This window comes from Arachnia rubra, from assembly GCF_019973735.1.
Lineage (GTDB): Bacteria > Actinomycetota > Actinomycetes > Propionibacteriales > Propionibacteriaceae > Arachnia > Arachnia rubra.
Window position 1 is genome coordinate 1,323,900 of sequence record NZ_AP024463.1, and the last position, 25,406, is coordinate 1,349,305.

General features: G+C 64.8%; 21 protein-coding genes, 1 tRNA gene, 2 pseudogenes and 2 riboswitches. Of the genes and pseudogenes, 17 read left to right on the forward strand and 7 right to left on the reverse strand.

What is annotated here, in order from left to right; translation table 11 throughout:
* The first annotated feature begins 2 nt into the window (after positions 1–2).
* From ftsW to pyk, 12 genes and pseudogenes are all read left to right on the forward strand, one after another.
* Positions 3–1,232 carry a putative lipid II flippase FtsW gene (gene ftsW / locus SK1NUM_RS06005; protein WP_212326618.1) on the forward strand — a complete coding sequence of 410 codons (1,230 nt, stop codon included), beginning with the start codon at positions 3–5 and terminating at the stop codon, positions 1,230–1,232.
* Positions 1,229–2,326 carry an undecaprenyldiphospho-muramoylpentapeptide beta-N-acetylglucosaminyltransferase gene (murG, locus tag SK1NUM_RS06010; RefSeq protein ID WP_212326620.1) on the forward strand — a complete coding sequence of 366 codons (1,098 nt, stop codon included), beginning with the start codon at positions 1,229–1,231 and terminating at the stop codon, positions 2,324–2,326. Before ftsW ends, murG begins: the two co-directional genes overlap by 4 nt.
* Positions 2,323–3,774: a UDP-N-acetylmuramate--L-alanine ligase gene (murC, locus tag SK1NUM_RS06015; RefSeq protein ID WP_212326622.1), complete on the forward strand. Its 1,452-nt coding sequence runs from the start codon at positions 2,323–2,325 to the stop codon at positions 3,772–3,774. Before murG ends, murC begins: the two co-directional genes overlap by 4 nt.
* Entirely contained in the window at positions 3,771–4,490 is a 720-nt protein-coding gene (locus SK1NUM_RS06020) for a cell division protein FtsQ/DivIB (protein ID WP_212326624.1), read from the forward strand. Before murC ends, SK1NUM_RS06020 begins: the two co-directional genes overlap by 4 nt.
* Positions 4,491–4,611: 121 nt before the next feature.
* A pseudogene (gene ftsZ / locus SK1NUM_RS06025) lies at positions 4,612–5,584 on the forward strand (cell division protein FtsZ); the annotation flags it as partial.
* 316 nt (positions 5,585–5,900) lie between these two features.
* Positions 5,901–6,437, forward strand: a complete 537-nt coding sequence (locus SK1NUM_RS06030; RefSeq protein WP_212327534.1) for a cell division protein SepF — start codon at positions 5,901–5,903, stop codon at positions 6,435–6,437.
* Between the two features lie 3 nt (positions 6,438–6,440).
* Positions 6,441–6,725 (forward strand): YggT family protein, encoded by a 285-nt coding sequence (locus SK1NUM_RS06035; RefSeq protein ID WP_212326640.1) that lies wholly within the window; start codon positions 6,441–6,443, stop codon positions 6,723–6,725.
* 119 nt (positions 6,726–6,844) lie between these two features.
* A complete protein-coding gene (locus SK1NUM_RS06040; RefSeq protein ID WP_212326642.1) occupies positions 6,845–7,801 on the forward strand; it encodes a DivIVA domain-containing protein in 957 nt (318 codons plus the stop codon).
* Between the two features lie 82 nt (positions 7,802–7,883).
* On the forward strand, positions 7,884–8,303 hold the full coding sequence (locus SK1NUM_RS06045; RefSeq protein WP_212326644.1) for a TraR/DksA family transcriptional regulator: 420 nt from the start codon (positions 7,884–7,886) through the stop codon (positions 8,301–8,303).
* Complete coding sequence (gene lspA, locus SK1NUM_RS06050; protein ID WP_212326646.1) at positions 8,267–8,794, forward strand: signal peptidase II; 528 nt, start codon at positions 8,267–8,269, stop codon at positions 8,792–8,794. Before SK1NUM_RS06045 ends, lspA begins: the two co-directional genes overlap by 37 nt.
* Complete coding sequence (locus tag SK1NUM_RS06055) at positions 8,791–9,711, forward strand: RluA family pseudouridine synthase (RefSeq protein ID WP_212326649.1); 921 nt, start codon at positions 8,791–8,793, stop codon at positions 9,709–9,711. The genes lspA and SK1NUM_RS06055 overlap by 4 nt, the downstream gene beginning before the upstream one ends.
* Before the next feature lie 22 nt (positions 9,712–9,733).
* Positions 9,734–11,164, forward strand: a complete 1,431-nt coding sequence (pyk, locus tag SK1NUM_RS06060) for a pyruvate kinase (RefSeq protein WP_212326656.1) — start codon at positions 9,734–9,736, stop codon at positions 11,162–11,164.
* Positions 11,165–11,220: 56 nt separating this feature from the next.
* Here pyk and SK1NUM_RS06065 read toward each other — a convergent pair.
* A tRNA-Leu gene (locus SK1NUM_RS06065) sits at positions 11,221–11,305 on the reverse strand.
* A 127-nt stretch (positions 11,306–11,432) separates the two neighbouring features.
* On the opposite strand from SK1NUM_RS06065, the gene SK1NUM_RS06070 reads away from it, so the two are divergent.
* Complete coding sequence (locus tag SK1NUM_RS06070; protein ID WP_212326658.1) at positions 11,433–12,020, forward strand: ANTAR domain-containing response regulator; 588 nt, start codon at positions 11,433–11,435, stop codon at positions 12,018–12,020.
* Positions 12,021–12,164: 144 nt separating this feature from the next.
* Here the strand turns inward: SK1NUM_RS06070 and SK1NUM_RS06075 are convergent, their stop codons facing one another.
* The gene (locus tag SK1NUM_RS06075; protein WP_212326660.1) at positions 12,165–12,602 is read right to left on the reverse strand and encodes a PaaI family thioesterase; all 438 of its coding nucleotides are present in this window, start codon (positions 12,600–12,602) and stop codon (positions 12,165–12,167) included.
* 31 nt (positions 12,603–12,633) lie between these two features.
* Between SK1NUM_RS06075 and polA the strand changes: the two genes are divergently transcribed.
* Complete coding sequence (polA, locus tag SK1NUM_RS06080; protein ID WP_212326662.1) at positions 12,634–15,306, forward strand: DNA polymerase I; 2,673 nt, start codon at positions 12,634–12,636, stop codon at positions 15,304–15,306.
* A gap of 19 nt (positions 15,307–15,325) precedes the next feature.
* Here polA and SK1NUM_RS06085 read toward each other — a convergent pair whose 3' ends face one another.
* Positions 15,326–16,042, reverse strand: a complete 717-nt coding sequence (locus tag SK1NUM_RS06085; RefSeq protein WP_212326664.1) for a class F sortase — start codon at positions 16,040–16,042, stop codon at positions 15,326–15,328.
* Between the two features lie 245 nt (positions 16,043–16,287).
* Here SK1NUM_RS06085 and rpsA point away from each other — a divergent pair.
* A pseudogene (rpsA, locus tag SK1NUM_RS06090) lies at positions 16,288–17,737 on the forward strand (30S ribosomal protein S1).
* 102 nt (positions 17,738–17,839) lie between these two features.
* Here the strand turns inward: rpsA and gcvP are convergent.
* The 3 genes from gcvP to gcvT are packed head-to-tail and all read right to left on the reverse strand — an operon-like array spanning position 17,840 to position 22,155.
* Entirely contained in the window at positions 17,840–20,668 is a 2,829-nt protein-coding gene (gene gcvP / locus SK1NUM_RS06095) for an aminomethyl-transferring glycine dehydrogenase (protein ID WP_212326673.1), read from the reverse strand.
* Positions 20,668–21,027 carry a glycine cleavage system protein GcvH gene (gene gcvH / locus SK1NUM_RS06100; RefSeq protein WP_212326675.1) on the reverse strand — a complete coding sequence of 120 codons (360 nt, stop codon included), beginning with the start codon at positions 21,025–21,027 and terminating at the stop codon, positions 20,668–20,670. The genes gcvP and gcvH overlap by 1 nt, the downstream gene beginning before the upstream one ends.
* 12 nt (positions 21,028–21,039) lie before the next feature.
* Positions 21,040–22,155, reverse strand: a complete 1,116-nt coding sequence (gene gcvT / locus SK1NUM_RS06105; protein WP_212326677.1) for a glycine cleavage system aminomethyltransferase GcvT — start codon at positions 22,153–22,155, stop codon at positions 21,040–21,042.
* Between the two features lie 48 nt (positions 22,156–22,203).
* A riboswitch (glycine riboswitch) is annotated at positions 22,204–22,279 on the reverse strand.
* Positions 22,280–22,365: riboswitch (glycine riboswitch) on the reverse strand.
* 80 nt (positions 22,366–22,445) lie between these two features.
* On the opposite strand from gcvT, the gene SK1NUM_RS06110 reads away from it, so the two are divergent.
* Positions 22,446–22,736 (forward strand): putative quinol monooxygenase, encoded by a 291-nt coding sequence (locus SK1NUM_RS06110; RefSeq protein ID WP_212326679.1) that lies wholly within the window; start codon positions 22,446–22,448, stop codon positions 22,734–22,736.
* A gap of 12 nt (positions 22,737–22,748) precedes the next feature.
* Positions 22,749–23,357, forward strand: coding sequence for a dephospho-CoA kinase (gene coaE, locus SK1NUM_RS06115; RefSeq protein WP_212326681.1), 609 nt, complete (start codon positions 22,749–22,751; stop codon positions 23,355–23,357).
* A 2-nt stretch (positions 23,358–23,359) separates the two neighbouring features.
* Here the strand turns inward: coaE and uvrB are convergent, their stop codons facing one another.
* Positions 23,360–25,405 carry an excinuclease ABC subunit UvrB gene (gene uvrB, locus SK1NUM_RS06120; RefSeq protein WP_212326683.1) on the reverse strand — a complete coding sequence of 682 codons (2,046 nt, stop codon included), beginning with the start codon at positions 25,403–25,405 and terminating at the stop codon, positions 23,360–23,362.
* Position 25,406: the final 1 nt, after the last annotated feature.

Below are 25,406 nucleotides of genomic sequence, written 5' to 3' on the forward strand. Positions count from 1 at the left end.
CAATGGCCAAAGCACCCTCAGCTGGGCGGCGGTCCGGCAACGTGGTGCAGGTGCTGACCCGGTCTCCGATGGCGGATCACCATCTGATCATCTTCGCGACGGTCATTCTCACGGCCATCGGGGCGATGATGGTGCTCTCGTCATCGTCGGTGATTGCCCTCTTCCAGGGGGAGTCCCCCTATTTTTTCGTGTCCCGGCAGCTCATCTTCCTGGTCGGTGGGCTGCTGCTGATGATTCCCGTGAGCCGGATGCAGCCGAGGACGCTGCGGCGCCTGGCGAGTCCCGTCTGGGCGGTTTCCCTGATCGGGCTGATCCTTGTCCAGACGCCGCTGGGTTTCGAGATCAACGGCAATCGCAACTGGATCCGGGTTGGTGGACTGTTGACTATTCAGCCCTCGGAGTTCGCGAAACTGGCCCTGGTGCTGTGGGCGGCGACCGTGTTCCACAACAAGCGCCGTCGGCTGGAAGAACCCGCCCAGCTATTGCTTCCCTACGTGCCCGGTGCCCTGGCGCTGCTGGCGTTGATCCTTGCCGGACGGGACCTCGGCACCGGTCTGGTCTTCGGTGCCTTGATCTTTGCGCTGCTCTTCTTCGTGGGAACGCCGCTTCGTATCCTGGTGCCAGCGCTGCTGGCGGCCCTCGGCGTGGTGGCCGTGCTCGTGATGGGGTCGGAGAACCGGATGGCACGGTTCCTGGTCTTCCTGGATCCGCAGGCGAATCCTGATCTCGCATCCCAGCCTCTCTCTGCGTTGTATGCGCTGGCTAGCGGCGGCTGGTGGGGGCTGGGGCTCGGGGCAGGCAAGCAGAAGTGGGGCGGTCTGAAGGACGGAGCGCACACGGACTTCGTGTTCGCCGTGCTCGGTGAGGAGCTCGGGCTGTTCGGGGTGCTGCTCGTGATCGGACTTTTCGCCCTGTTGATGCGCAGCGGTTTCCAAGTTGCCCTGAAATCTGACAAGCTTTTCAACCGCATCGCTGCATCCGGCATCACCGCATGGTTCCTGCTTCAGGCGATCGTCAACATCATGGTGGTCATGAACCTGCTGCCGGTCCTCGGTGTGCCGCTGCCCTTCATCTCGTCAGGAGGTTCTGCTCTGATGGCCAATCTGCTGGCTGTGGCTGTTCTGCTGGCCTGTGCCCGGGATACGCCCGACGCCCGTGCCTATCTCCGGAACCGGCGCCGCGGCGCAGGGCCGCGCATGACCAGTGTGCTCGCGGCGGGAGGCAATTCGTGACGCGCATCGTCCTGGCCGGTGGCGGTACCGCAGGCCATACCTCGCCCCTGATCGCCACTGCCCAAGCGATCACCAACCTCGACCCGGAGGCCGAGATCACTTGCATCGGCACCAGTAAGGGCCTGGAGACCAGGGTGATACCGCAGGCCGGGCTCAAGCTGGAGCTGATCCGTCCCGTCCCCATGCCGCGCAAACCAAACCTGGACCTGGTCAAGCTGCCCTGGAATCTGACGCAATCGGTGCGGGAGGCCCGCGCCATCCTGCGCCGTGCGAGGGCCCAGGCGCTGATCGGCTTCGGCGGCTACGTCGCCATCCCGGCCTACCTCGCGGCTCGCACCATGCGGGTACCCGTCCTCGTGCACGAGGCCAATCTCGTCGTCGGGATTGCGAACAAGGTGGCGGCCAGGTTCGCCGCCTTCACGGGCTACACCTTCCCTGACACCCAGATCCGCGGTGGCCGGCGGATCGGGATGCCCATGAACCGGAGCATCACTCAGCCCGCGATGACCCGCACAGAGGCCAGAGAGCGTTTCGGGCTGGACCCGGACCGGCCGACGCTGCTTGTCAGCGGGGGTTCTCAGGGAGCCCGGGCCATCAACCAGGCTCTGTCTGGCGCGTTGCCCGCGATCCTGGACGCCGGAATCCAAGTCCTGCATGTGCTGGGTGCCAAGAACTTCTCGGACGCGGACGTCGTGGTCGAGGCCGCCAGCGGGGCACGTTACGTCCCGGTCGCCTATGTCGACGCCATGATCGAGGCCTATCTCACGGCCGACCTCATGATCGGGCGGGCTGGGGCAGGTACGGTGATGGAGACGGCGGTCCTGGGGCTGCCAGTGGTGTTCATACCTCTGCCGTGGGGCAATGGCGAGCAGGCACGTAACGCGGCCGGCCTGGTCGCTGACGGGGCAGGCATCCTGCTTCCCGAGGCGGAGCTCAGTGCCGATAAGCTGTCAGGCCTGGTGATCCCCACCATCACAGACCAGGAGAAGCTGGCGCGCATGTCTGAGCTAGCCCGTCCGCACTCGCCAGCGGACGCCGCTGATGTCCTGGCGAGTGCGGCCGTGAATGTCGTTCGAGGAGAAGAGGCATCGTGAGCTTGCTCACCCCCGTTGAGGTTCAGCCCGCCGCAGAGGTCGGTCCCGTCCATTTCATAGCCATTGGCGGCTCCGGGATGAACGGTATCGCCCGGCTCTACGCGAAGCTCGGTGTCCCAGTCAGTGGCTCTGACCGGTCTGAGTCCGCGACCTTGGACGCGCTCCGGGAGGCAGGCATCACCTGCTATGCCGGCCACGAGGCATCCCAGCTCGGGGACGCCAGGACCGTGGTGATCTCCTCCGCCATCCGGGAGGACAACCCCGAACTCGCCGAGGCCCGCCGCCGGGGCCTGCGGGTCTGGCATCGCTCCGCCGCCCTGGCAGCTCTCATGCTGGGCAAGCGCGGGGTCTCGATAGCCGGCACCCACGGCAAGACCACCACCACCGCCATGACCGCGGTGATGCTGCACGAGGCAGGCGCGGATCCGAGCTACGTCATCGGAGGCAAGCTCGCGACCACCAAGGCCAGCTCGGACCTTGGCTCAGGCGATGCCTTCGTGATCGAGGCGGACGAGTCGGACGGATCCTTTCTGCAGTACCCGACGCAGATCGCGATCATCACGAGTCTCGAGCCCGACCACCTGGTCAACTGGGGGACCCCGGAGGCCTACACGGAGGGCTATCACACGTTCGCCACCCTCCCCTCAGTCGCCTGGGTGATCATCAACGTGGACGACCCCGGGTCTCGTGAGCTGGCTGACCGGCTGCGGGCCGAGGGAAGGCAGGTGATCCGCTACGGCTTCTCCGAGGACGCGGACGTGCGTGTCACGGATGCCCGCCCCACGGGAAACGGCATCGCCGGCATCCTCACATACGGGCAGGATTCAGGACCGCTGGAGCTCAGGGTCCCAGGTGATCACAACCTGTCCAACGCCTCGGCCGCTTACGCGGCGGGCCGCCTGCTGGGTCTCGGGCATCGGGAGGCCGTGGCTGCCTTGCAGCGTTTCGAGGGGACACTGCGGCGGTTCCAGCTCATCACCGATACAGCGGGCATCCGTGTCTACGACGACTATGCCCACCATCCGACGGAGATCCGGGCAGCGCTCTCGGCGGCACGGCACGCCACGGTGGCGGGCAATGAGGCGACCGGCTTGGAGGGCCGCCTGATCGCCTGCTTCCAGCCGCATCTGTACTCCCGCACCGCGGATTTCTACGAGGAATTCGGCGACGTCATGACCCTGGCTGACGTCGCAGTCATCAACGATGTCTGCGGGGACAGGGAGGACCCGGTCCCCGGGGTGACGGGCCAGCTGGTGGTGGACGCAGCACGGCGGCATGGCGCCCGCGAGGTGCACTACGTCGTGGACAAATACGATCTTCCCGCGGCCCTGAACCAGATCGCCCGTCCTGGTGACCTGATCATCACCCTCGGCTGTGGTGATGTGACGATCGTGGGCCCGCTGCTGGCGCCGCTACTGGCTCAGCGACCGGAGGCGCAGGTCAGTTGACTACCGCCCCTGGGGAGTTCAAGAAGGTGTTACGGGCCAAGCGCCACAGGAAGCGCCGGACCCGGTGGATCGTGCTTGGCTGTGCGCTCCTGTGCCTTGTATTGGCGGGAGTGGGCATCTGGCTGGTCAGCTTCTCCTCCGTGTTCGCCGCGACCGAGGTGAAGGTCAGCGGAGTCTCGCTGCTGAGCGAACAGCAGGTGATCGACACCGCGGCCGTCGAACTCGGCAAGCCCCTGGCAAACCAGGACACGGATGCCATCCGTGAGAGAGTGGCTGGGCTGGCCCCGGTCGCCGAGGTGAGCGTGGAACGCCGCTTTCCGCACACCATCGAGATCACAATCACCGAACGCACGCTGGCCTACGTGTGGCTGGATGGGGGTGTGCCTCGCTGGGTGGATGCGGACGGTGTGGTGTTTCATGAGGGGGAGAAGCCGGCGCAAGGGGCTGTCACGGCACAGGTCGCGACATCCGATCAGCGCCTTTTGAAAGATGTGGCCACGGTGGTCTCCGCCGTGGTTCCGTTGCTGGGGGAGCGCATCACGCTGCTTCAGGCCTCGGCCGTCGACCAGATCCAGGTCCAGTTGTCTGACGGGGACACCGTGGTCTGGGGTAGCGCCGAGCAATCCCAGCTCAAGGCTCAGGTGCTCTCGGTGCTGCTAAGCCAGGAGGCCAGCGTCTACGACGTCTCGGCCCCGCACGCTCCGACGACGCGCTGACGACTCCCAAAACCCTCAACCTTTGGTTGAGGTGATTTCTGGTAGTTGCGGCATGGCCGTTGGATAGTGCGCCCGTCTGCCCCTAGCCTTCTTTTCGACTACAAGGACAGGAATGGCGGTCATGGCAAGCGCATCTCAGAACTACCTGGCAGTTATAAAGGTCGTTGGCGTCGGCGGCGGCGGTGTGAACGCCGTCAATCGAATGATCGAGGCCGGGCTGCGCGGCGTCGAGTTCATCGCCGTCAATACCGATGCTCAGGCATTGCTCATGAGCGACGCCGACGTCAAGCTCGATGTTGGACGGGAGCTGACCCGTGGCCTGGGGGCTGGCGCGGACCCGTCCAAAGGACGTCAGGCCGCCGAAGACCACGCCGAGGACATCGAGGAGGCTCTGAAGGGGGCCGACATGGTCTTCGTGACTGCGGGTGAGGGGGGTGGCACCGGCACAGGAGCCGCTCCCATCGTCGCCAAGATTGCCCGTTCCCTGGGGGCGCTCACCATTGGTGTGGTGACTCGCCCCTTCTCCTTTGAGGGGCGCCGCCGGGCAACCCAGGCTGACTCTGGGATCGAGTCGCTGCGGGAGGAGGTGGACACCCTGATCGTCATCCCGAACGACAAACTGCTGCAGATGACCGACCACCAGGTGGCCATCCTTGACGCTTTCAAGCAGGCGGACCAGGTCCTGATGCAGGGCGTCTCGGGTATTACCGACCTGATCACCACCCCCGGCCTGATCAACCTGGACTTCGCGGACGTCAAGTCGATCATGAGCCAGGCAGGCTCGGCCCTGATGGGCATCGGGTCTGCGCGTGGCGAGGACCGGGCTCGTGCCGCCGCCGAGATGGCCATATCTTCGCCGCTGCTGGAGGCCAGCATCGATGGCGCCCATGGGGTGCTGCTGTCGATCGCAGGCGGTTCGGATCTCGGCCTGTTTGAGGTCTCGGCCGCGGCTCAGCTCATCGAGGAGGCAGCCCACGACGAGGCGAATATCATCTTCGGCACAGTCATCGACGACGCCCTCGGAGATGAGGTCAGGATCACCGTTATCGCGGCCGGCTTTGACGGTGGGCATCCGCAGCCTCGTCCCGCTCGTGTCGAGCACACCCGCAACCAGCCCCCGCGCGCCGCCGCTATGGGTGGCCTGGCAGGTGCGACGCCGCTCAACGGGCCCCGCCAGCCCCAGCAGCCACCAGCTGCACCTCCCGTCGCCCCCATGCCCATCTCCCGGCCAGAGCCGCCCCAGCCACGACCGCTGCGGGCCGACGACGATGACGATCTGGATGTTCCCGACTTCATGAAGTGACGGCGTGTCGGCTGCCATTGTCTCCGGTTCCGGGCAGCCTGTCTGTAGTCTCGTGCGAAAGCGTTTGAGGGAGGCGTGCCGTGGGTGTACGTAAGCTGGCCGAATGGATGGGCCTCGTTGAGGACGGTCGTTACAGCGACCCGAAAGATGAGCTGTCCGAGGAGTACTCAGTGGATGAGTACGTGGAGCCGGAACCCGAGCCCAAACCCGCCGCCAGTCCCAAGCCAGTGGCCAGGATCCACCGCCGCCCGCATGCCGTCAGGCCTGAGCCTGCCGCAGCGGCGGCTCCTGCGCCCAGCCCGGCACCTGCGCCAGCCCCAGCGCCCGTGCCCAGCCCGGCCCCCGAGCCCCGTCAGGTGACGGACCTCAGCCGGATCATCTACGTGCGGCCCAGGAGCTACAACGAGGCTCGCTCCATCGGAGAGAACTACCGTGACGGCATTCCCGTCATCATGAACCTCTCCGACATGGAGCGCGGCGAGGACAAACGGCTCGTGGACTTCGCGGCTGGGCTGATCTTCGGTCTGCGCGGCAATATCGAACGCATCTCCAGCCAAGTCTTCCTACTGTGCCCGCACAATCTTGTGGTCGGGCCGGAGGACAAGCAGAAGCTGGCCACCGGCGGTTTCTTCAACCAGAGCTGACCCGTGGTCGCCCTGGTACTGGTGTGGGTCCTGCGGACCTACCTGCTGATCCTGCTGGCGCGGGTCGTCCTGTCCTGGGTTCCCTTGGCTAATCCTGGGTGGACGCCCCGTGGGTTTTTCCTGGTGCTCGTGGAGGCCGTCTACTTCGTCACCGACCCGCCCCTGAGGCTGCTGAGATCGTTTATCAAGCCAGTGCGGCTCGGATCGGTCGCACTGGATCTCGCCGTGCTGGTGCTGTTCCTGCTGGTGCAGTTCCTCACGGTGTTTGTTCTCTGGATCCCGTTCTGATCTGGGCGTGTCGCGGTTTCATCGGCGTTGGATCTGGTGAAGTATTAGAGTAACCTTAACGTTGTGCCCAGAGTTTCTCAGGTTTGGGCACAGGATTCTTCAACCGTGTGGGAGTAAAGATGAGCCTGACCCTGGAAGAGGTTCGCCGAGTCCGGTTCCGGATGGCACGCCGCGGTGCCACCGGATACGAGGTCGGTGACGTCGACACTTTCATCGACAAGGTGGAGGAGTCGTTCGCTCAGTTCGAGAACGAGCGGGACCTGCTCCGCCGCGAGGTGGAAGCGGCCCGCACCACAGGGGACTCAGCCCCTGCGGGCAACGACGAGGCGCTGGCGGCCAAGGACCACGAGATAACCTCGCTCCGTACTGAGGTCGAGCGTCTACGCAACCAGGTCGCCCAGCAGGCCAAGCAGCAGCAGGCCCCCGTAGCCTCCCCCGGGCAGCTGGACGACAAGCGCGTGGCGCAGCTCACCCAGGACAACGAGCGCCTGCGTAGCGAGCTCGACCGCGCACGTCGTGAACTTGACGAGGCTCGCAGCAGCTCTCGTGTCAGCCACTTGTCCGGCAACACGGAGACCCTCCAGGTAGCCACCCGCGAGGAGGCCACCCCGGCGGTCGTACGCCTGGTCTCTCTTGCCACAGAGCAGGCCGAGCGTCTCGTGGACGAAGCCAACAACGAGGCTCAGCGCAAACTCAACGAGGCCAAACAGCAGGCCTACGAGATCACGACGGATGCCCGCACCCGAGCCGAGCGCATCGAGTCCGAGGCGCGTGTCACTGCGGAGCAGATGACTCGCGACGCCCAGAGCCGGGCGGATCGCGTCAACGGCGAGGTGGATCGACGTCGCACTGAGCTGTTCGCCGAGCTCGAACGGGAGAAGGGCGTTCTCACCCAGAAGGTCGCCGCACTGCGCGGATTCGAAGCCACGTACCGCGAAAACATGCGCGGCTACCTGTCTCGGCATCTTGAGACCCTTGACCAGAACCTACCGGAGCCCTTGGACATCCCTGAGCTCGCCGAGCGCTCCCGGACGCCGCGTCTTGATGCCCTAGCTGCTCAGGACCGCCTGGCCTGATAAGCACGCGAAAAGACGACTGGTTGATGGTCCGGCGAGGGTGTAATCTCGCCGGACCATCACTTAACCCCCAAGGAAAACAATGCCATCCACCAAACCTTCAGAGTCCGTGATTCTTCCCGTCCGCGGCGGTGAGGAGCCATGGACGGCGGAGGAGATCCAGGAGCAGCGAGAAGTCCTCGTCGAGGAGCTGGAGAGACTCGACAAGAAGGTGGCCGCCACCGACAGCGAACTCAGTGATCTTCTCCTGCAGGGCAATGACGGTGCGGGGCGTGACCCTGCCGATGTCGGTTCCTCCAACTTCGAACGGGACCAGGAGCTCTCCCTGGCGCAGAATGCCCGGGAGATGGCTGATCAGGCGAGGCTTGCCCTCCATCTATTCGACGAGGGGCAATACGGGCTCTGCGAAGTATGCGGTGAGCCGATCGGTAAGGGCAGGCTGCAGGTTTTCCCGCGGGCGACCATGTGCGTTGCCTGCAAGCAGCGCGAGGAACGGCGCTGAGCCGCAGGCTTCCTGCCCTGCTTGCTGTCGGTGTGGCGTTGCTGGGGCTGGGAGTAGATCAGGTTTCCAAGGGGGCGGTGCAGGCTAGTCTGACGCCTGGGCGCCCGGTCGACGTCGTCGGCACCTTCCTACGTTTCACGCTGACCTTCAATCCAGGGGCTGCCTTCAGTCTTGGCACCTCGATGACGCTGGTGCTCAGCATCTTCGCGATAACCGCCCTGCTGGCGTGTGTTTTCTTCGGCCTGGGCAGGATTCGCACGATGCCCCAGGCGGTCGCCCTCGGCCTGTTGATGGCAGGCATCTCGGGCAACCTGTATGACCGGCTTTTCCGGGCTCCCGGGCCTCTTCTCGGGCATGTGGTCGACTTCATCCAGCTTCCGCACTTCGCCATCTTCAACGTGGCGGACATCTGTATCACCACCGCGGCGGGCCTGATCATCCTGCTCAGCTTCCGCGGCCCCAACGAGAAGAAAAAATCCGAGACGATATGACTGTGTTTCTGGTGCCGGATGCCCTGGCGGGGGAGCGGATTGATGTAGCCGCAGCCCGTGTGACGGGACACAGCCGCTCCCGTATCGCCGAGCTGATCGCCTCCGGTGGGGTGCTGCTGGATGGTGAGGCCGTCGGGAGGGCTTCCCGGACCGTGGCCGGTGGATCGATGCTGGAGCTGGTCACAGACCCCCGGCCCACCCATGCCGTGACCCGGCCGCGCCTCGCTGATGGGCTGGAGATCATCCACGAGGACAGGGACATCGTGGTGGTGGATAAACCAGCCGGTGTCGCCGCTCACCCGAGCCTGGGATGGGAAGGGCCGTCGGTCACGGAGCATCTCGCCGCGGCAGGGGTGGCCATCGCCACCTCAGGTGCTCCCGAACGACAGGGCGTGGTCTCACGGCTTGACGTCGGCACATCCGGTTTGATGGTGCTGGCCCGTTCCGAGCGGGCCTACTCGGTGCTGAAACAGGCTTTCCGGGACAAGGCGGTGGACAAGACCTACCAGGCGCTGGTGCAGGGACATCCTGACCCGTTCTCAGGAACCATCGATGCGCCCATCGGGCGACATCCTGGGCACGAATGGAAGATGGCGATAGTCGAAGGCGGCCGGGAGTCAGTGACGCACTACGAAGCTCTTGAGGCGCACCGGGCAGCGACCCTCGTCGAAGTCAGCCTGGAGACAGGGCGTACTCATCAGATCCGGGTTCACTTCGCCGCCATCGGGCATCCCTGCTGCGGGGATCCGCTATACGGGTCGGACCCGGTGCTTGCGAGCCGGCTCGGCTTGGAGCGACAGTGGCTACACGCCACCCGCCTGGCCTTCGAGCACCCGGTGGATGGGGACCGTGTGGAGTTCGAGTCGAAGCCGCCGCAGGACCTCGAACACGCCTTGGGTGAGGTGAGGGCGGGCTGAGCTCGTGAGGTAGGGTGACGTCGTGCGTAAAGCAAAGATCGTTTGTACTCTTGGTCCGTCTGCCAATACGACTGACCGCCTCGTTGAACTCGTCAATGCCGGAATGAACGTTGCCCGCCTCAACATGAGCCATGGGGACTACGACGAGCACGAAGGCCGTCTTGCGGCTGTGAGGGAAGCCTCAAGGATCACCGGCCGCACCCTGGGTGTCCTGGCTGATCTCCAGGGCCCCAAGATCCGTCTCGGCAAGTTCGCCGATGACCAGAAACACTACCTCGAACGCGGGGATCGTTTCACCATCACCACTGAAGACATCCTCGGTATCAAGGAGCGCTGCTCCACCACATTCAAGGGACTTCCTGGGGACGTCAAGCCCGGGGACCAGATCCTGATCGACGATGGCAAGGTGGGGATGCGTGCCCTGGAGGTCACCTCCACCGATGTGCTCTGTGAAGTCGTCGTCCCCGGTGAGGTGTCGAACAACAAGGGAATCAACCTGCCGGGGGTCGCTGTCTCCGTCCCGGCCATGAGTGAGAAGGACGAGCGAGATCTGCGCTGGGCGCTCTCCAAGGACATCGACATGATCGCTTTGTCCTTCGTGCGTAGCGGCGATGACATCAAAAGGGTCCATGAGATCATGGACGAGGAGGGACGTCGGCTTCCGGTGATCGCGAAGCTGGAGAAGCCGCAGGCAATCGCGAACCTCCAGGAGATCGTCGATGCCTTCGATGCTTTTATGGTGGCCCGAGGCGACCTGGGTGTCGAGCTACCGCTCGAAGACGTTCCGCTAGTGCAGAAGCAGATCATCCGCGCTGCGCGCAAGTGGGCTAAACCGGTGATCGTCGCAACTCAGATGCTGGAGTCCATGATTTCCTCGCCGCGGCCCACTCGCGCGGAGGCGTCCGACGTCGCGAACGCGATCCTTGACGGGGCGGATGGCGTCATGCTCTCCGGTGAGACCTCGGTTGGCGACTACCCGGTGCAGGCCGTCCAGACCATGGCCCGGATCGTCGAGGCGACGGAGCACGATGGCCATGCCGAGATCCACACCATCGACTGGGATCCTCACACCACGGGGGGCGTCCTCGCGCATGCTGCCGTGGAGGTGACCCGGCGCGTCGGGGCACGTTACCTCGTGGCCTTCACCAAGTCCGGTGACACGGCCCGCCGACTGTCGAGGCTGCGCCCCTCACCGCCGTTGCTGGTGTTCACCCCCGAGGTGACCACCCGCCAGGCCATGACGCTGACCTGGGGGGTTGAGGCTCACATCACCCCGGACTTCACGGTCCAGGAGCAGATGGTGGAGACCGTCGATGCGTTCCTCCGGGAACGCGGCATGATCGAGGTCGGGGAGCGCATCGTCATCCTGTCCGGTTCTCCGATGGGGGTTCCCGGCAAGACGAACAACCTGCGCGTCCACAAGGTCAAGGCCAAGGGCGAGGCAGACGCCTGAACCGACCGGAATCCGAGACAGCGGGGAAGCCTATATCCAGGCTCCCCGCTGCTTTGTACCCGGCAGGGGATTCGAACCCCTACGGCCCGTCAAGGCCAACTGATTTTGAGTCAGCCGCGTCTACCATTCCGCCACCCGGGCAACAGGGACCATTGTGCCACAAATGCACGTTTCTTCGCCCAAACCCCTAGTGGCGCGCTAGAATGCCTGCTGAATCCATGTCTTGGAGACCTAATCGGTCCACTCGAAGGGGAATGGAGCTAGAAGCATGGGCCAGACGCGGCCAAAGAAGGTGCTCATCGCCGAGGATGAGGCGCTTATCCGCCTCGACTTGGTGGAGTTGCTGACCGACGAAGGTTTTGAAGTTGTGGGGCAGGCTATCAACGGTGAAGAAGCTGTGAAGCTTGCCCGGGAACTGGAGCCTGATCTGATCATCATGGACGTGAAGATGCCGGGAATGGACGGCATCACCGCGGCCGAGATCATTGGGGAGGAACGTATTGCTCCTATCCTGATGCTCACAGCTTTCAGCGAGCGTGAGCTGGTTGAGCGAGCGCGCGACGCGGGGGTGATGGGGTATCTCGTCAAGCCTTTCGGAGCCAATGAGGTGGTGCCTGCCATCGAAGTCGCCATCGGGCGCTTCGCCGAGCTCAGGGCCATCGAGGAGGAGCTGGCGAACCTAGAGGACCGTTTCGAGTCCCGGAAGATCATCGACCAGGCCAAGGGCATGCTGCAGGAGGGACTGGGACTCACCGAGCCTGAGGCGTTCCGCTGGATCCAGAAGACCGCCATGGACCTGCGCAAGTCGATGCGCGAGGTCGCCGAAGGGGTTATCTCCCACAAACGGAAGAAGTGACCGGCAGCTCCTGCCGGCACGAATGGGCGCAATTGCACACCATTACCTCTGGTCCCTGGGCTATCGCTGGTGAGCACCACCGGCTCCTGCTTACCTACTGGAAAACGATTGACTCTGGGGGCTGGCCGTCTCTGGGCGGTGGTCTCACCGTTCCTGGAGCCGTGGTCTGTCGCGGGCCAGGGAGTCCTGTCCGCGTGGCGCGATCAGCTGGCAGGTGAGGCGGCCGACGGCGATCAGCTCTCCGGTGGAGTCGTAGATCTCCACCGTGTGGACGGTGGTTCTCCTGCCGAGACGGACGGGTGTGGTCTTTCCCGTGACCTTGCCCGAAATCGCGGGTCGCAGATGCGTCACGTTCAGGTCGACTCCCACCGCGATGCGTTCCGGCTGCGCGTGCATCGAGGCGGCAATTGAGGCCAGTCCCTCCACCAGAGCGGCGGTCGCCCCGCCGTGCAGCACCCCGGCGGGCTGTGTGTTGCCCGGTACCGGCATGGTGCCGATCACCTCGTGGGAACTGGCCTGGATGATCTTGATTCCCAGTTTTTCATGCAGCGGGGAATGGGGCACCTCGGTGGCGTAGGTCATGACCGTCAGTTTCGCACAGTAGATTGGGGGCGTGAATCGCCTGCTGCTCATCGACGGACACTCCATGGCCTACCGGGCCTTCTTCGCCCTGCCAGCTGAGAATTTCCAGACCTCGACGGGGCAGCACACGAATGCGGTGCATGGCTTCGTCTCTATGCTGATCGGGCTGCTGGCTGCGGAGAAGCCGAGCCATGTGGCTGTGGCCTTCGATGCAGGGAGGGAATCTTTCCGCAATGAGTCCTACCCGGACTACAAGGCCACCAGGAGTGCGTCGCCTCAGGAGTTCAGGGGGCAGGTGGAGCTGATCAAGGAGGTGCTCGATGGTCTGCGGATAGCGCACACCGAGCTTCCCGGCTACGAGGCGGACGACATCATCGCCACCCTTGCGACGCGTGCGGAGGCCGACGGCTATGAGGTGCTGATCTCCACAGGGGACCGGGATGCCCTGCAACTGGTCACCGACCGCACCACTGTGCTGTATCCGCGGAAGGGGGTCAGCGACCTGGCGCGGATGACGCCGTCCGCTGTGGAGGAGAAATACCTGGTGTCGCCGCGGCGCTACCCTGAGCTGGCCGCGCTGGTGGGGGAGACCAGCGACAATCTGCCCGGGGTGCCCGGGGTCGGCCCCAAGACCGCGGCCAAATGGATCGCTGCCTACGACGGCCTCGAGAACATCATCGAGCGTGCCGGGCAGGTGCCGGGCAAAGCCGGGCAGTCGCTGCGAGAACATCTTGATGACGTGCGCCGCAACCGGCGCCTGAATCGCCTGCTGCGGGATCTTGAACTGCCTGTGGAGCTGCCACAGACCGAACGGCGTGACTGGGACCGGGAGGCCATCACGCAGTTGTTCGCTGCCCTGGAGTTCCGCACCCTGCGGGAACGGCTGTCCCAGCTCTACAGCGCCGGGGAAGAAGCGGGGGAGACCGGTGGGCATGAAACATTCAACGTGACCGGGAGAGCACTGAAAGCCGGTGAGGTGGCTGCCTGGCTGGAGGAACACGCCACCGGTGAGGTGGCGCTGGCCTTCGTCGGCGATTGGGGATCGGGCACAGGAGACCTCCGTGGCATCGGACTGGCTGCCGCCGATGGGCCGGAGGCCTTCATCGACCCCAGCATCCTGACCCCAGCCGACGATGCCGCGGTGGCGCAGTGGCTGGCCAATGCCGACCGCCCCAAGGTGGTCCACGACGCAAAGGGACCACGGCTCGCGGTCTGGGCCAGGGGTTGGGAGCTGCGTGGGGTCGTCCTCGACGTCGCGCTCGCAGCCTATCTCCTGCGTCCTGATGTGCGGGGTCAGGAACTGACCGATCTGGTGCAGCGGCACCTGCACCGCGAACTGGTTGCCACCGCCGCCGCGGATCCCCAGGACTCGTTGTTCGAGGTGGACGAGGGGGCCACCGCCAGGACCGCCATGCTGAATGCCCGCGCTATCGCCGAGCTTGCCCGGGTGCTGCGCCCTGAGCTTGGGTCCCAGCCTGCAGCCGAGCTTCTGGAACGGGTTGAGCTGCCGTTGCAGCAGACCCTCGCTAGCTGCGAATGGATCGGCATAGCTGTCGACCGGGATGTCCTTGAGGGCTTGCACTCGGAGTTTGACTCCGCTGTGGTTGCGGCCCAGCAGGCAGCATGGGAGGTGCTGGGGCATGAGGTGAACCTGGGATCTCCCAAACAGCTGCAGTCGGTACTATTCGACGAACTCGACATGCCGAAGACCCGCCGCACGAAATCCGGATACACTACCGACGCCGAGGCGCTCGAATGGCTCTTCGAACGCACCCACCATCCCTTCCTGGAGCACCTACTCGCGCACCGGGACCGGATCAGGCTAAGGCAGACCGTCGATGGCCTGCTGGCCGCTATCCAGCCAGATGGCCGCATCCACACCACCTACATGCAGACCATCGCAGCGACAGGCCGGTTGTCCTCTACGGACCCGAACCTGCAGAACATCCCCATCCGCACGGAGCTGGGGCGGCGTATCCGCAGCGCCTTCGTGGCCGGTGAGGGATTCGAGGCGCTCATGAGCGCCGACTACTCGCAGATCGAGATGCGGCTGATGGCGCATGTCTCGGGTGATGAGGGACTGATCGCGGCTTTCAAATCTGGGCGGGACTTCCATGCGGAGATGGCCGCCATCTTGTTCAGCGTCGATCCGGATGAAGTCACCGGGCAGATGCGGGCCCGGGTCAAGGCAATGAACTACGGACTCGCGTACGGGCTGAGCGCGTATGGGCTGAGCACCCGTCTAGGGATCTCAGCCACGGAGGCGAGGGAGCTGATGGAGATCTATCAGGCCCGCGTCGGTGGTGTTCAGCGGTACCTGGCGGATGTGGTCGCCGACGCCAGGAAGAGGGGGTACACGTCTACTCTGCTGGGGCGCCGCCGCTACCTGCCGGATCTGAGCTCCGGCAACCGGCAGCGCCGTGAGATGGCGGAACGTGCGGCGCTGAACTCTCCGATCCAGGGGTCGGCTGCCGACATCATCAAGCTGGCGATGCTCGGTGTTGAACGGGCGCTAGCGGCCGCCGGGCTGCGTAGCCGCATGCTGTTGCAGGTCCATGACGAGCTCGTCCTGGAACTGTTTCCGGAGGAACGGGATGTGGTGGAACAGCTGGTACGCAAGGAAATGGGCACCGCCATGGAACTGGCGGTGCCCCTGGAGGTCTCGGTCGGGGTTGGCGACTCGTGGTTCACGGCGGCCCACTGAGCCGCCAACCCCATCGGGATCAGGCCGTCGTGGGCTTGAACATGAAGAAGACCCGGGAATCCCACTCGTTGTTCGAGTCGTTGTGATCCCAGCAGACGATGATGGCGAGCGTAGGGTCGCCAGTGCGCCTTTCCAGCAGGTCCGAGTCCGGCTTGAAGTCGCTGACGGCGATCTTCTTGGCCTCGGTGTACTGGTAGCAGGCGACACGGCCGTCGGCCGCATACAGCTTCAGGACGTCGCCCTCCTGGAGCTGGCTGGTGCCACCTTCGTAGAGCTGGTTACCGACAGCGCCACCCTTCTGGTAGGTGTGGATCGACAGGACTACCTGGCCGGCATTGGTGGCGACCTTCGGTCCCTCGTTCCACCACGAAGCGGTCTTGGGTTCGTCCTTCGGAGGGGCTGCGATGGCGCCATCCTCCTCGTGGCCCAGCGAGACTACGTTCGCGTCGACGCCGAGGCGTTCGATCGAGTAGCGGACCGGTTCGAAACCGGCCTCATCCGGGGCGACGCAGGCCCCCGGGCTGGCGGAGGCCGATGGGTCGGACGAAGAGGTCGTGGCTGCCGTGCCATCGGCGCTGGTGCTGGGGGTGGCAGCGGTAGACGGGTTGGCGCTGGCGTCCGAGTTGTTCTTGGGCTGGAAGATCCAGACGAGGGTCAGGGCTGCGGCCAGAAGGATGGCAGCTGCGGCTATGCCGATCTGCACCTTCCGGTTTTTAAGAGCTTCGACGAGATTCACGTGGAACAGGTTAAACCCTGCCCAAGCCCGGGCCAACCGGCGCTACTGTTTTACAGGGCCCTTGACGTTGCCCCTAGAGTGTTCTTGACCGCTTCCCGGCTCGACGATAAGGTGAAGGGGCACTGTGGCCTGCTTGCCCTCGGACCTAGTGGGGTTGGCGCGTCCCATTCCCGAGTCCCTCTATATCCCGACCCGGGATGAAGGACAGGGCACAGGGCGAAACCTTATTGTGAAAGCCCTACTACATGTCCTCCTCCTCCACTGAGGCTTCGGCCGTAGCGGTCGACGATTTCGGCACCCCGGAAGCCTTCATGGCTGCCGTTGACGCCACAATCAAGTATTTCAACGACGGTGACATCGTCTCCGGCACCGTCGTGAAAGTCGACCGGGACGAAGTTCTCCTTGACATCGGTTACAAGACCGAAGGCGTCATTCCGTCCAAGGAACTCTCCATCAAACACGATGTCGACCCATTCGACGTGGTTCAAGTCGGCGATGAGATCGAGGCCCTGGTCCAGCAGAAGGAAGACAAGGAGGGGCGTCTCATCCTCTCCAAGAAGCGTGCCCAGTACGAGCGGGCTTGGGGCACGATCGAGAAGGTCAAGGAAGAGGACGGCGTCGTCTCCGGTTCTGTCATCGAGGTCGTCAAGGGCGGCCTGATCGTTGACATCGGCCTGCGCGGCTTCCTCCCCGCATCCCTGGTGGAGATGCGGCGTGTCCGTGACCTCCAGCCTTATGTCGGCATGGAGCTTGAGGCCAAGATCATCGAACTCGACAAGAACCGCAACAATGTGGTTCTGTCCCGTCGCGCCTGGCTGGAGCAGACCCAGTCCGAGGTGCGTCAGACATTCCTCAACCAGCTGCAGAAGGGCCAGATCCGCAAGGGCGTCGTCTCCTCCATCGTCAATTTCGGCGCCTTCGTCGATCTCGGCGGTGTCGACGGCCTGGTGCACGTCTCCGAGCTGAGTTGGAAGCACATCGATCATCCGAACGAGGTCGTCGAGGTCGGTACCCCCGGTCACCGTCGAGGTGCTGGAGGTGGACATGGACCGCGAGCGCGTCTCCCTGTCGCTGAAGGCCACCCAGGAGGATCCGTGGCAGACCTTCGCGCGGCTGCACCAAATCGGCCAGATCGTGCCCGGCAAGGTCACGAAGCTGGTCCCATTCGGTGCCTTCGTCCGCGTTGGCGACGGCATCGAGGGCCTGGTACACGTCTCTGAGCTCGCTGAGCGGCACGTCGAGATCCCGGAACAGGTCGTCTCCGTCGGCGACGATGTGATGGTCAAGGTCATCGACATCGACCTGGAACGCCGGCGCGTGTCCCTGTCGCTGAAGCAGGCGAACGAGGGCGTCGACGTTGCTGCCGATGAGTTCGACGCCTCCCTCTACGGCATGGCCGACAGCTATGACGAGCAGGGCAACTACATCTACCCCGAGGGCTTCGATCCGGAGACCAACGAGTGGAAGCCCGGATATGAGGAGCAGCAGGCCGCCTGGGAGCAGCAGTACGCCGAGGCCCAGGCCCGCTGGGAGGCCCACAAGCGCCAGGTGGCCGAGGCCGCCGAGGCCGAGCGCCAGGCAGCCACGGCCGCCGGTACCGGTTACGCCTCCACCTCCGATGAGCCCGTCGAGGGATCGCTTGCATCCGATGAGGCCCTGCAGGCTCTCCGCGAGAAGCTGACCGGTAGCAACTGACCCGCGGGACTTAGCCCTTTCCCAGGGCGGATCCGCAATGTGATGAGGGTCCCCGTCCTTCACAGGACAGGGACCCTTGTCTTTACTCACTCGTTTCTTTACTCACTCGGTGGCTGGTTCCCAGGGCGGGCAGGAACACACCAGGTGCCGGTCACCATAGGCGTTGTCCACGCGGCCCACCGGTGGCCAGTACTTGTCGATCCGGAACGCGCCAGGCGGGAAGCAGCCCTGCTCCCGGGAGTAGGGACGATCCCAGTCGGCGACGAGGTCCTCCACAGTGTGCGGAGCCCTGCGCAGCGGCGACTCGTTAGCCGCAACCCGTCCCGACGCCACCTCATCCGCCTCGCGGGCGATATCCAGCATCGCCGCCACGAAACGGTCGAGTTCAGCAAGCGTCTCGGACTCCGTCGGCTCCACCATCAGCGTCCCCGCCACAGGGAAGGACATGGTGGGGGCGTGGAAACCATGGTCGATGAGCCGTTTGGCGATGTCATCGACGGTGACCCCGTGCTTGGCGAAGATACGTGTGTCCACGATGCACTCGTGCGCCACACGGCCACCCTTCCCCTGGTACAGGACCGGGTAGGCCTCGGAAAGCCTGCTCGCCAGGTAGTTGGCGCTCAGAATCGCCACCCGGGTTGCCTGCGTCAGGCCCTGTCCGCCCATGAGACGCAGGTAGGCCCACGAGATTGGCAGGATCGAGGCGGACCCGAGCGGTGCAGCCGACACCGCGCCCTCCTCACCGCTGGACGGGTCGCCTGGCAGGTGCGCTCTCAGGTGCTCCTTCACACCGATGGGTCCCATGCCGGGGCCGCCACCGCCATGCGGGATGGCGAAGGTCTTGTGCAGGTTCACGTGGCTGACGTCGCCTCCCAGGTCGCCGGGACGTACCAGGCCCACCAGGGCATTCATGTTGGCGCCGTCGATGTACACCTGCCCGCCGTGGGCGTGCGTGATGTCGCAGACCTTCCGGATGGTGTCCTCGAAAACACCATGTGTGGACGGATAGGTGACCATGACGGCTGCCAACTGGTCACCGGCCCCCTCCGCCTTCGCTGCGAAGTCATCCAGGTCGATGTCCCCGTTATCCGCGGACTTCACCGCGACCACCTTCATGCCCGCCATGGTCGCCGAAGCCGGGTTCGTGCCATGGGCGGAGGTGGGGATCAGGCAGATGCTGCGGTCATCATCGTTGGCCCGGTGATATGCGGCGATTGCCTGCAGCCCGGCATATTCGCCCTGGGCGCCGCTGTTGGGCTGCATCGAGAATGCGTCATATCCCGTGATCTCGCAGAGCAGTGTCTCCAGATCCGCCGCCAGCTCCTGGTAGCCCTCCGCCTGGGCGGCGGGGGCGAATGGGTGCAGGCCTGCGAACTCCGGCCAGGTGATGGGCATCATCTCGACCGCGGCATTCAGCTTCATGGTGCAGGAACCCAGGGGAATCATCGCCCGGTCCAGCGCCAGGTCCCGGTCAGAGAGGCGGCGCATGTAGCGCATCATCTCCGACTCGGCCCGGTTCATGTGGAACACCGGATGGGTCAAGTACTCAGACGTACGCAGCAGCGAGTCTGGAATGGCCGGGTCCTGGCTGAGCTCCTGGGCGGGTTCGATGCCGAAAGCATCCAGTACCCGGGCGAGAGTCTCCAGGGTGGTGGTCTCATCGACTGAGATTCCCACCCTGTCACGGCCGACCCGCCGCAGATTGATTCCCCGCTGCTCGGCCGCGGCGATGATGCCGGCCTGGCCGACCCCCACCTGCACGGTGATCGTGTCGAAGAACTCGTCCGGCTCGACGATGGCGCCTCCCGCCCGTAGCTGCTCCGCCAGTGTCACGGCCATCAGATGGACCCGCTGCCCGATCGCCTTGAGCCCAGCCGGCCCGTGGAAGACCGCGTAGAAGGAGGCCATCACCGCCAGCAGGGCTTGGGCTGTGCAGACATTCGATGTCGCCTTCTCGCGGCGGATGTGTTGCTCCCGGGTCTGCAGCGCCAGCCGGTAGGCGCGATTGCCCGCGCTGTCCTTGGAGACACCCACGAGACGTCCCGGCATGGTGCGCTTAAGTGCATCGCGACAGGCCATGAACGCCGCATGCGGGCCGCCGAAGCCCATCGGGACGCCGAAACGCTGAGCCGAGCCCACCGCGATGTCGAAGCCCATCGCGCCCGGCTCCTTCAGCAGCGTCAGCGCCAGCAGGTCGGCTGCCACGATCGCCAGGGCGCCTGCCTCGTGCAGGGCTTCGCACCACCGGGTGTAATCCCGCAGCTGCCCGAACGTCCCGGGATAGCTAAAGATTGCGCCGAATAGTCCATCGGCCTCCAGCTCCTCGGCCTTGCCGATCACCAGCTCCATGCCCAGCGGCCGAGCCCGGGTAGCCAGGACACTGAGGATCTGCGGGTGCAGGTCATCGGCTGCGAAGAAGCGTGACCTTTTACGTTTCCCCGCTGCGAACGCCATGTTCATCGCCTCCGCGGCGGCGGTCGCCTCGTCCAGCAGGGATGCGTTTGCGATCTCCAGGCCGGTCAGGTCGCTGATCATGGTCTGGAAGTTCAGCAGCGCCTCGAGCCTGCCCTGCGAGATCTCCGGCTGGTACGGGGTGTAGGACGTGTACCACGCCGGATTCTCCAGGATGTTGCGCTGGATTGCCGGGGGAGTGATGGTGCCGTAGTAGCCCTGGCCGATCATCGAGGTCCGGACCTGGTTTCTGGCCGCCATCCTCCGCAGCTCGTCTATGACGGCGCCCTCCGTCAAAGGCTCCCAGCCCAGGGGCTCATCCTGACGCAGGCCAGCGGGCACTGTCTGGTCGATCAGCTCGTCGAGACTGCTCACCCCCACCGTGGAGAGCATGGCCTCCATCTCGGCTGGGCTCGGTCCGATGTGCCGGCGGTTGGCGAAGTCATCCGGGTCATAACTGGTTGGGTTCCAGCTGCTCATCAGTCGATCAACGCCTTGTACTCGGCCTCGTCGAGGTACTCGTCCAGGGCGGAGGGATCGCTGGGCTGGATCTTGAAGAACCACGACCCGGCAGGGTCTTCGTTGACGGTCTCGGGGGAGTCAGCCACCTTCTGGTTCACCTCGGTGATGACCCCGTCGAAGGGCGCGATGATCCCGGAGGTGGCCTTGGTGGACTCGATCACGACGATCTCATCCCCCTTCTCGACTTCGGCCCCGACCTCGGGAAGCTCCACGTAGACGACGTCCCCCAGCTCGCTGGTGGCATGGTCGGTCAGACCCACAGCAACTCCGTTGTCGCCGCTGTCGAGCCAGTCGTGGTCCTTGGTGTACTTGATCATGATGCTCTCTCCTTAGCGTTTGTAGGACGGTGTGATGAACGGTAGTGCGGTGACCGTCATGGGAAGGCGTTTACCGCGCACCTCGGCATAGATCGTGGCGCCGGGTTGGACCTCTGGCGGCAGCATCGCCATCGCGACGGGGCCGCCGACAGTGGCTCCGAAACCACCGGATGTGACCTCAGCCACCGGTTCGGTGTCCTCGGGTGACAGGAACAGCTTCGCGCCCTCCCGCACCGGAGCCCTGCCCTCGGCCCGCAGACCGGTTCGTTTGCGGGTGACCCCCTCGGCAAGCTGCTTCAAGATGATCTCAGCGCCGGGGAATCCGCCCTCGCGGGAACCGCCTAGGCGCCGTGCCTTCGGGATGGCCCAGCCCAGGTCAGCCTCAACCGGCGTGATTTGGGGGCTGAGGTCATGCCCGTACAGCGGCATGCCCGCTTCCAGCCGGAGCGAGTCGCGGGCCCCGAGACCGGCCGGCAGCACCCAGTCAGGCTCCAGCAGGGCACGGGCCAGGTTCTCTGCCTCGGGGCTCGGCACAGAGATCTCGAAGCCATCCTCGCCGGTGTACCCGGAGCGGGAGACCCAGACCTCGACGCCATCCCACGTGAGGATCTGGGAGTCCATGAACTTCAGCTGCGTAGCCTCTGGGACGAGCGCGGCCAGCGCCTCCTCAGCCCTGGGGCCCTGTAGCGCGAGCAGTGAGCGATCGGCTAGATGCTCGACCGTGACGTCTGCCAGCGTTCGCAGCAGTTCCAGATCGTGCCCGGACCGGGCGGCGTTCACGACCAGGAAGTAGCGGTCGCCATGATGGGCGAACATGAGGTCGTCCAGAACCCCGCCGTTGCTGTTGGTGAACAAGCCGTAGCGCTGGCGTCCCTGCGCCAGCCCGGCAACGCTGGCCGGTATCAGTGTCTCCAGGGCGGCTGCGGCATCCGTCAGATTCCCCGACCTGGGGCGGATCAGAACCTGCCCCATGTGGCTGACATCAAACAGCGATGCGGACTGCCTGGTGTGCTGGTGCTCAGCGATGATGCCGGTGAACTGCACCGGCAGCTCCCAGCCGGCGAAATCCACCAGTCGGCCGCCTAACTCTCTGTGTAATGCGTTCAATGCGGTAGTCGACAGTGACATGAGGCCCCTTTCCTGACGGCGTGCGACGTTGCTGGGTGGTGCCCACCCGTAGCCCCCTCTGTCGCTGCTGCCTGAGATCGTTTAATCCTTCGGCGGACCCTGCCGGGTCTCTCTCCAGAGTGTGCAAGTCGTCGCGGTCCTGGGGCCTGAGAGTTTCCGGGGCGGTTGCTCCTTCGGCACCGACTGGGTCGGTTCTCCCGCTACAGGAGAAAGCATAGCGAGAAGCGTCCCGGCCAGGAGGTAGCCTGGAGAAAACACAGACCTAGAACTTCAACGCGGAAGGAGCGGGCATGGCTGTGAACCTCATCGCAAGGTTCGAGTGCCGGGACGGGGCGCGCGACGTGGTGGCGGGCCTCATCGGCAGCTATGCGGAACACGTGAATGCTTCGCCGGGGACGGTGCGTTTCGCGGTGCATACGGAGCGGGACAACCCGAACCAGTTCGTCATCGTCGAGTGCTACGCGGATGAGGCAGCCTTCGAGGCCCACCTCGCCGACCCCGAGAACGCCACGTTCAACGAGAAACTCGGGCCGTTGATCGTTGGGGACGCCTCTGAGCTGACCTTCCTGGAGGTTCCGTAATACCCTGTACCCGTGCGCATCGGATTGACGGGTGGGATCGCATCGGGCAAATCCACGGTTGCCCGGGAACTGGAGCGGCTGGGCGCCTTCATCATCGACGCCGACGTCCTCGCCCGTGAGGTGGTGGCGCCGGGCACCGAGGGCTTCCAGAAGGTCCTCGACCGTTTCGGCGGCTCTGTGCTGGCGGCGGATGGCAGCCTGGACCGGCGCGCACTCGGCCGCGTTGTTTTCGCCGATCCCAAGGCGCTCGCCGACCTGAATGCCATCATCCATCCCCGCGTGCGTGCCCGGGCCGTCGAGCTGGAGAAGATAGCGCCCGAGGGGGCGCTCGTGGTGCATGTCATCCCGCTGCTGGTGGAGACCGGGCAGCAGGAGAATTTCGATGTGGTCGTGGTGGTGGACACCACCGTGGAGGAGCAGCTCCGCCGCCTATCACGCCGCGACGGCATGACGTCCACCGAGGCAAGGCAGCGTGTCGCTGCCCAGGCTGACCGCTGGGAACGCCTGGCCGCGGCCACACACGTGATCGACAGCTCCGGGCCTGTCGCCGAGACCATGAGGCAGGTCGCTGCGCTGTGGCGGGACATCTGCCGCATGGCCGACGAGACCACGAAGGCCTGAGCCTATCTGTTGGCCTCGATCATCTGCCGTAGCTCCTTCTTCAGATCCGCTATCTCGTCACGGTGGCGGGCCGCCAGCTCGAATTGGAGGTCGGCGGCAGCCTGGTGCATCTGCGCGGTGAGGTCATCGATCAGCTTCGCCAGTTCCTGCTCGGGAAGCTCCCTGACCTTCAGGCCCCTCTCACGGCGGCCCTCGAGCAGGACCTCGGTGTCGGCGTCCTCCCGGTTCAGCATGTCTGTGATGTCGGCGATCCTCTTCCGCAGCGGCTGAGGATCGATGCCGTGTTCGGTGTTGTAGGCCAGCTGCCGCGAACGTCTCCGGTTGGTCTCCCCGATGGCGGCTTCCATCGACGGCGTGACCGTGTCCGCGTACATGTGCACCTGCCCGGCGACATTGCGTGCCGCCCGGCCGATGGTCTGGATGAGGGAACGCTCCGAGCGGAGGAAACCCTCCTTGTCGGCATCGAGGATGGCCACGAGGGAAACCTCCGGCAGGTCCAGGCCCTCCCGGAGCAGGTTGATGCCCACCAGGACGTCGTATTCACCGAGCCGGAGCTCCCGCAACAGCTCGACCCGCTTCAGGGTGTCGATGTCGGAGTGCAGATACCGGGTCCGGATGCCCGCTGCCATCAGGTAGTCGGTGAGATCCTCGGCCATCTTCTTCGTCAGGGTGGTCACCAGGACCCGTTCATTGCGTTCCGCACGGGTCCGGATCTCCCCGATCAGATCGTCGATCTGTCCCTTCGTCGGTTTGAGGACGATCTCCGGATCCACCAGTCCGGTGGGCCGGATGATCTGCTCCACGAAGCCCCTGCTGCGCTCCAGTTCGTAGGGACCGGGGGTGGCTGAGAGATAAACGGTCTGCCCGATGCGCTCGCAGAACTCGTCGAACTTCAAAGGCCGGTTGTCCAGGGCACTCGGCAGGCGGAAGCCGTGTTCCACGAGAGTACGTTTCCGGGAGGCGTCGCCCTCATACATGGCCCCGATCTGCGGAATGGTGACGTGGGACTCGTCCACCACGAGGAGGAAGTCCTCGGGGAAATAGTCCAGCAAGCAGGCAGGCGCTGATCCGGCCTCGCGGCCGTCGATGTGGCGGGAATAGTTTTCAATCCCGGAGCAGGTGCCGATCTGGCGCATCATCTCGATGTCGTAGCTGGTGCGCATCCGGAGCCGCTGCTCCTCCAAAAGCTTGCCCTGGGCCTCCAGCTCCTGCAGGCGGGTCGTCAGCTCAGCCTCGATGCCGGCGATGGCGCGTTCCATGCGTTCGGGGCCCGCGGAGTAATGGGTGGCCGGGAAGACGTAGATCTCATCCTCATCACGCAGCACCTCGCCGGTCAGCGGCACGAGGGTGGAGATGCGCTCGATCTCGTCACCGAAGAACTCGACGCGCACGGCATTCTCCTCGTACATGGGGAAGATCTCCAGCACGTCGCCGCGTACCCGGAAATTACCGCGCTCCGAGGTGAGGTCATTCCGGTTGTATTGGATGTCCACCAGATGCCGTAGCAGAGCAGTACGTTCGTATTCCTCGCCGACGCGCAGGGTCAGGCGCTGATCAAGGTATTCCTGCGGCGTGCCCAGGCCGTAGATAGCCGACACTGTGGCGACCACGACGCAGTCGCGCCTCGTCAACAGCGAGCTCGTCGCAGAGTGCCTGAGCCGCTCCACCTCCTCATTCAGCGAGGAGTCCTTCTCGATATAGGTGTCCGTCTGCGGGACATAGGCCTCGGGCTGGTAGTAGTCGTAGTAGGAGACGAAATACTCGATGGCATTGTCAGGGAAGAACTGACGCAGCTCATTGGCGAACTGCGCGGCCAGGGTCTTGTTCGGCTGCATCACCAGGATGGGACGTTGCAGCCGCTCCGCCAGCCAGGCCACTGTCGCGGTCTTCCCCGTCCCGGTCGCGCCGAGGAGCACCACATCCTGCTCGCCCGAGCGGATGCGGCGCTCCAATTCCGCGATGGCGGCTGGCTGGTCCCCGGAGGGGGAAAAATCAGCCGCCACGTGAAGCGGCGCCACCTGGCGACGGACCTCGTCGATCGGTCTCATG

Coding starts and splice junctions, on each gene's coding strand:
- ftsW (WP_212326618.1), top strand. CDS start 3: ATGGCCAAAGCACCCTCAGCTGGGCGGCGGTCCGGCAACGTGGTGCAG.
- SK1NUM_RS06030 (WP_212327534.1), top strand. CDS start 5,901: ATGGGCCTCGTTGAGGACGGTCGTTACAGCGACCCGAAAGATGAGCTG.
- SK1NUM_RS06040 (WP_212326642.1), top strand. CDS start 6,845: ATGAGCCTGACCCTGGAAGAGGTTCGCCGAGTCCGGTTCCGGATGGCA.
- SK1NUM_RS06045 (WP_212326644.1), top strand. CDS start 7,884: ATGCCATCCACCAAACCTTCAGAGTCCGTGATTCTTCCCGTCCGCGGC.
- SK1NUM_RS06055 (WP_212326649.1), top strand. CDS start 8,791: ATGACTGTGTTTCTGGTGCCGGATGCCCTGGCGGGGGAGCGGATTGAT.
- SK1NUM_RS06070 (WP_212326658.1), top strand. CDS start 11,433: ATGGGCCAGACGCGGCCAAAGAAGGTGCTCATCGCCGAGGATGAGGCG.
- SK1NUM_RS06075 (WP_212326660.1), bottom strand. CDS start 12,602: ATGACCTACGCCACCGAGGTGCCCCATTCCCCGCTGCATGAAAAACTG.
- gcvP (WP_212326673.1), bottom strand. CDS start 20,668: ATGAGCAGCTGGAACCCAACCAGTTATGACCCGGATGACTTCGCCAAC.
- gcvH (WP_212326675.1), bottom strand. CDS start 21,027: ATGATCAAGTACACCAAGGACCACGACTGGCTCGACAGCGGCGACAAC.
- gcvT (WP_212326677.1), bottom strand. CDS start 22,155: ATGTCACTGTCGACTACCGCATTGAACGCATTACACAGAGAGTTAGGC.
- SK1NUM_RS06110 (WP_212326679.1), top strand. CDS start 22,446: ATGGCTGTGAACCTCATCGCAAGGTTCGAGTGCCGGGACGGGGCGCGC.
- uvrB (WP_212326683.1), bottom strand. CDS start 25,405: ATGAGACCGATCGACGAGGTCCGTCGCCAGGTGGCGCCGCTTCACGTG.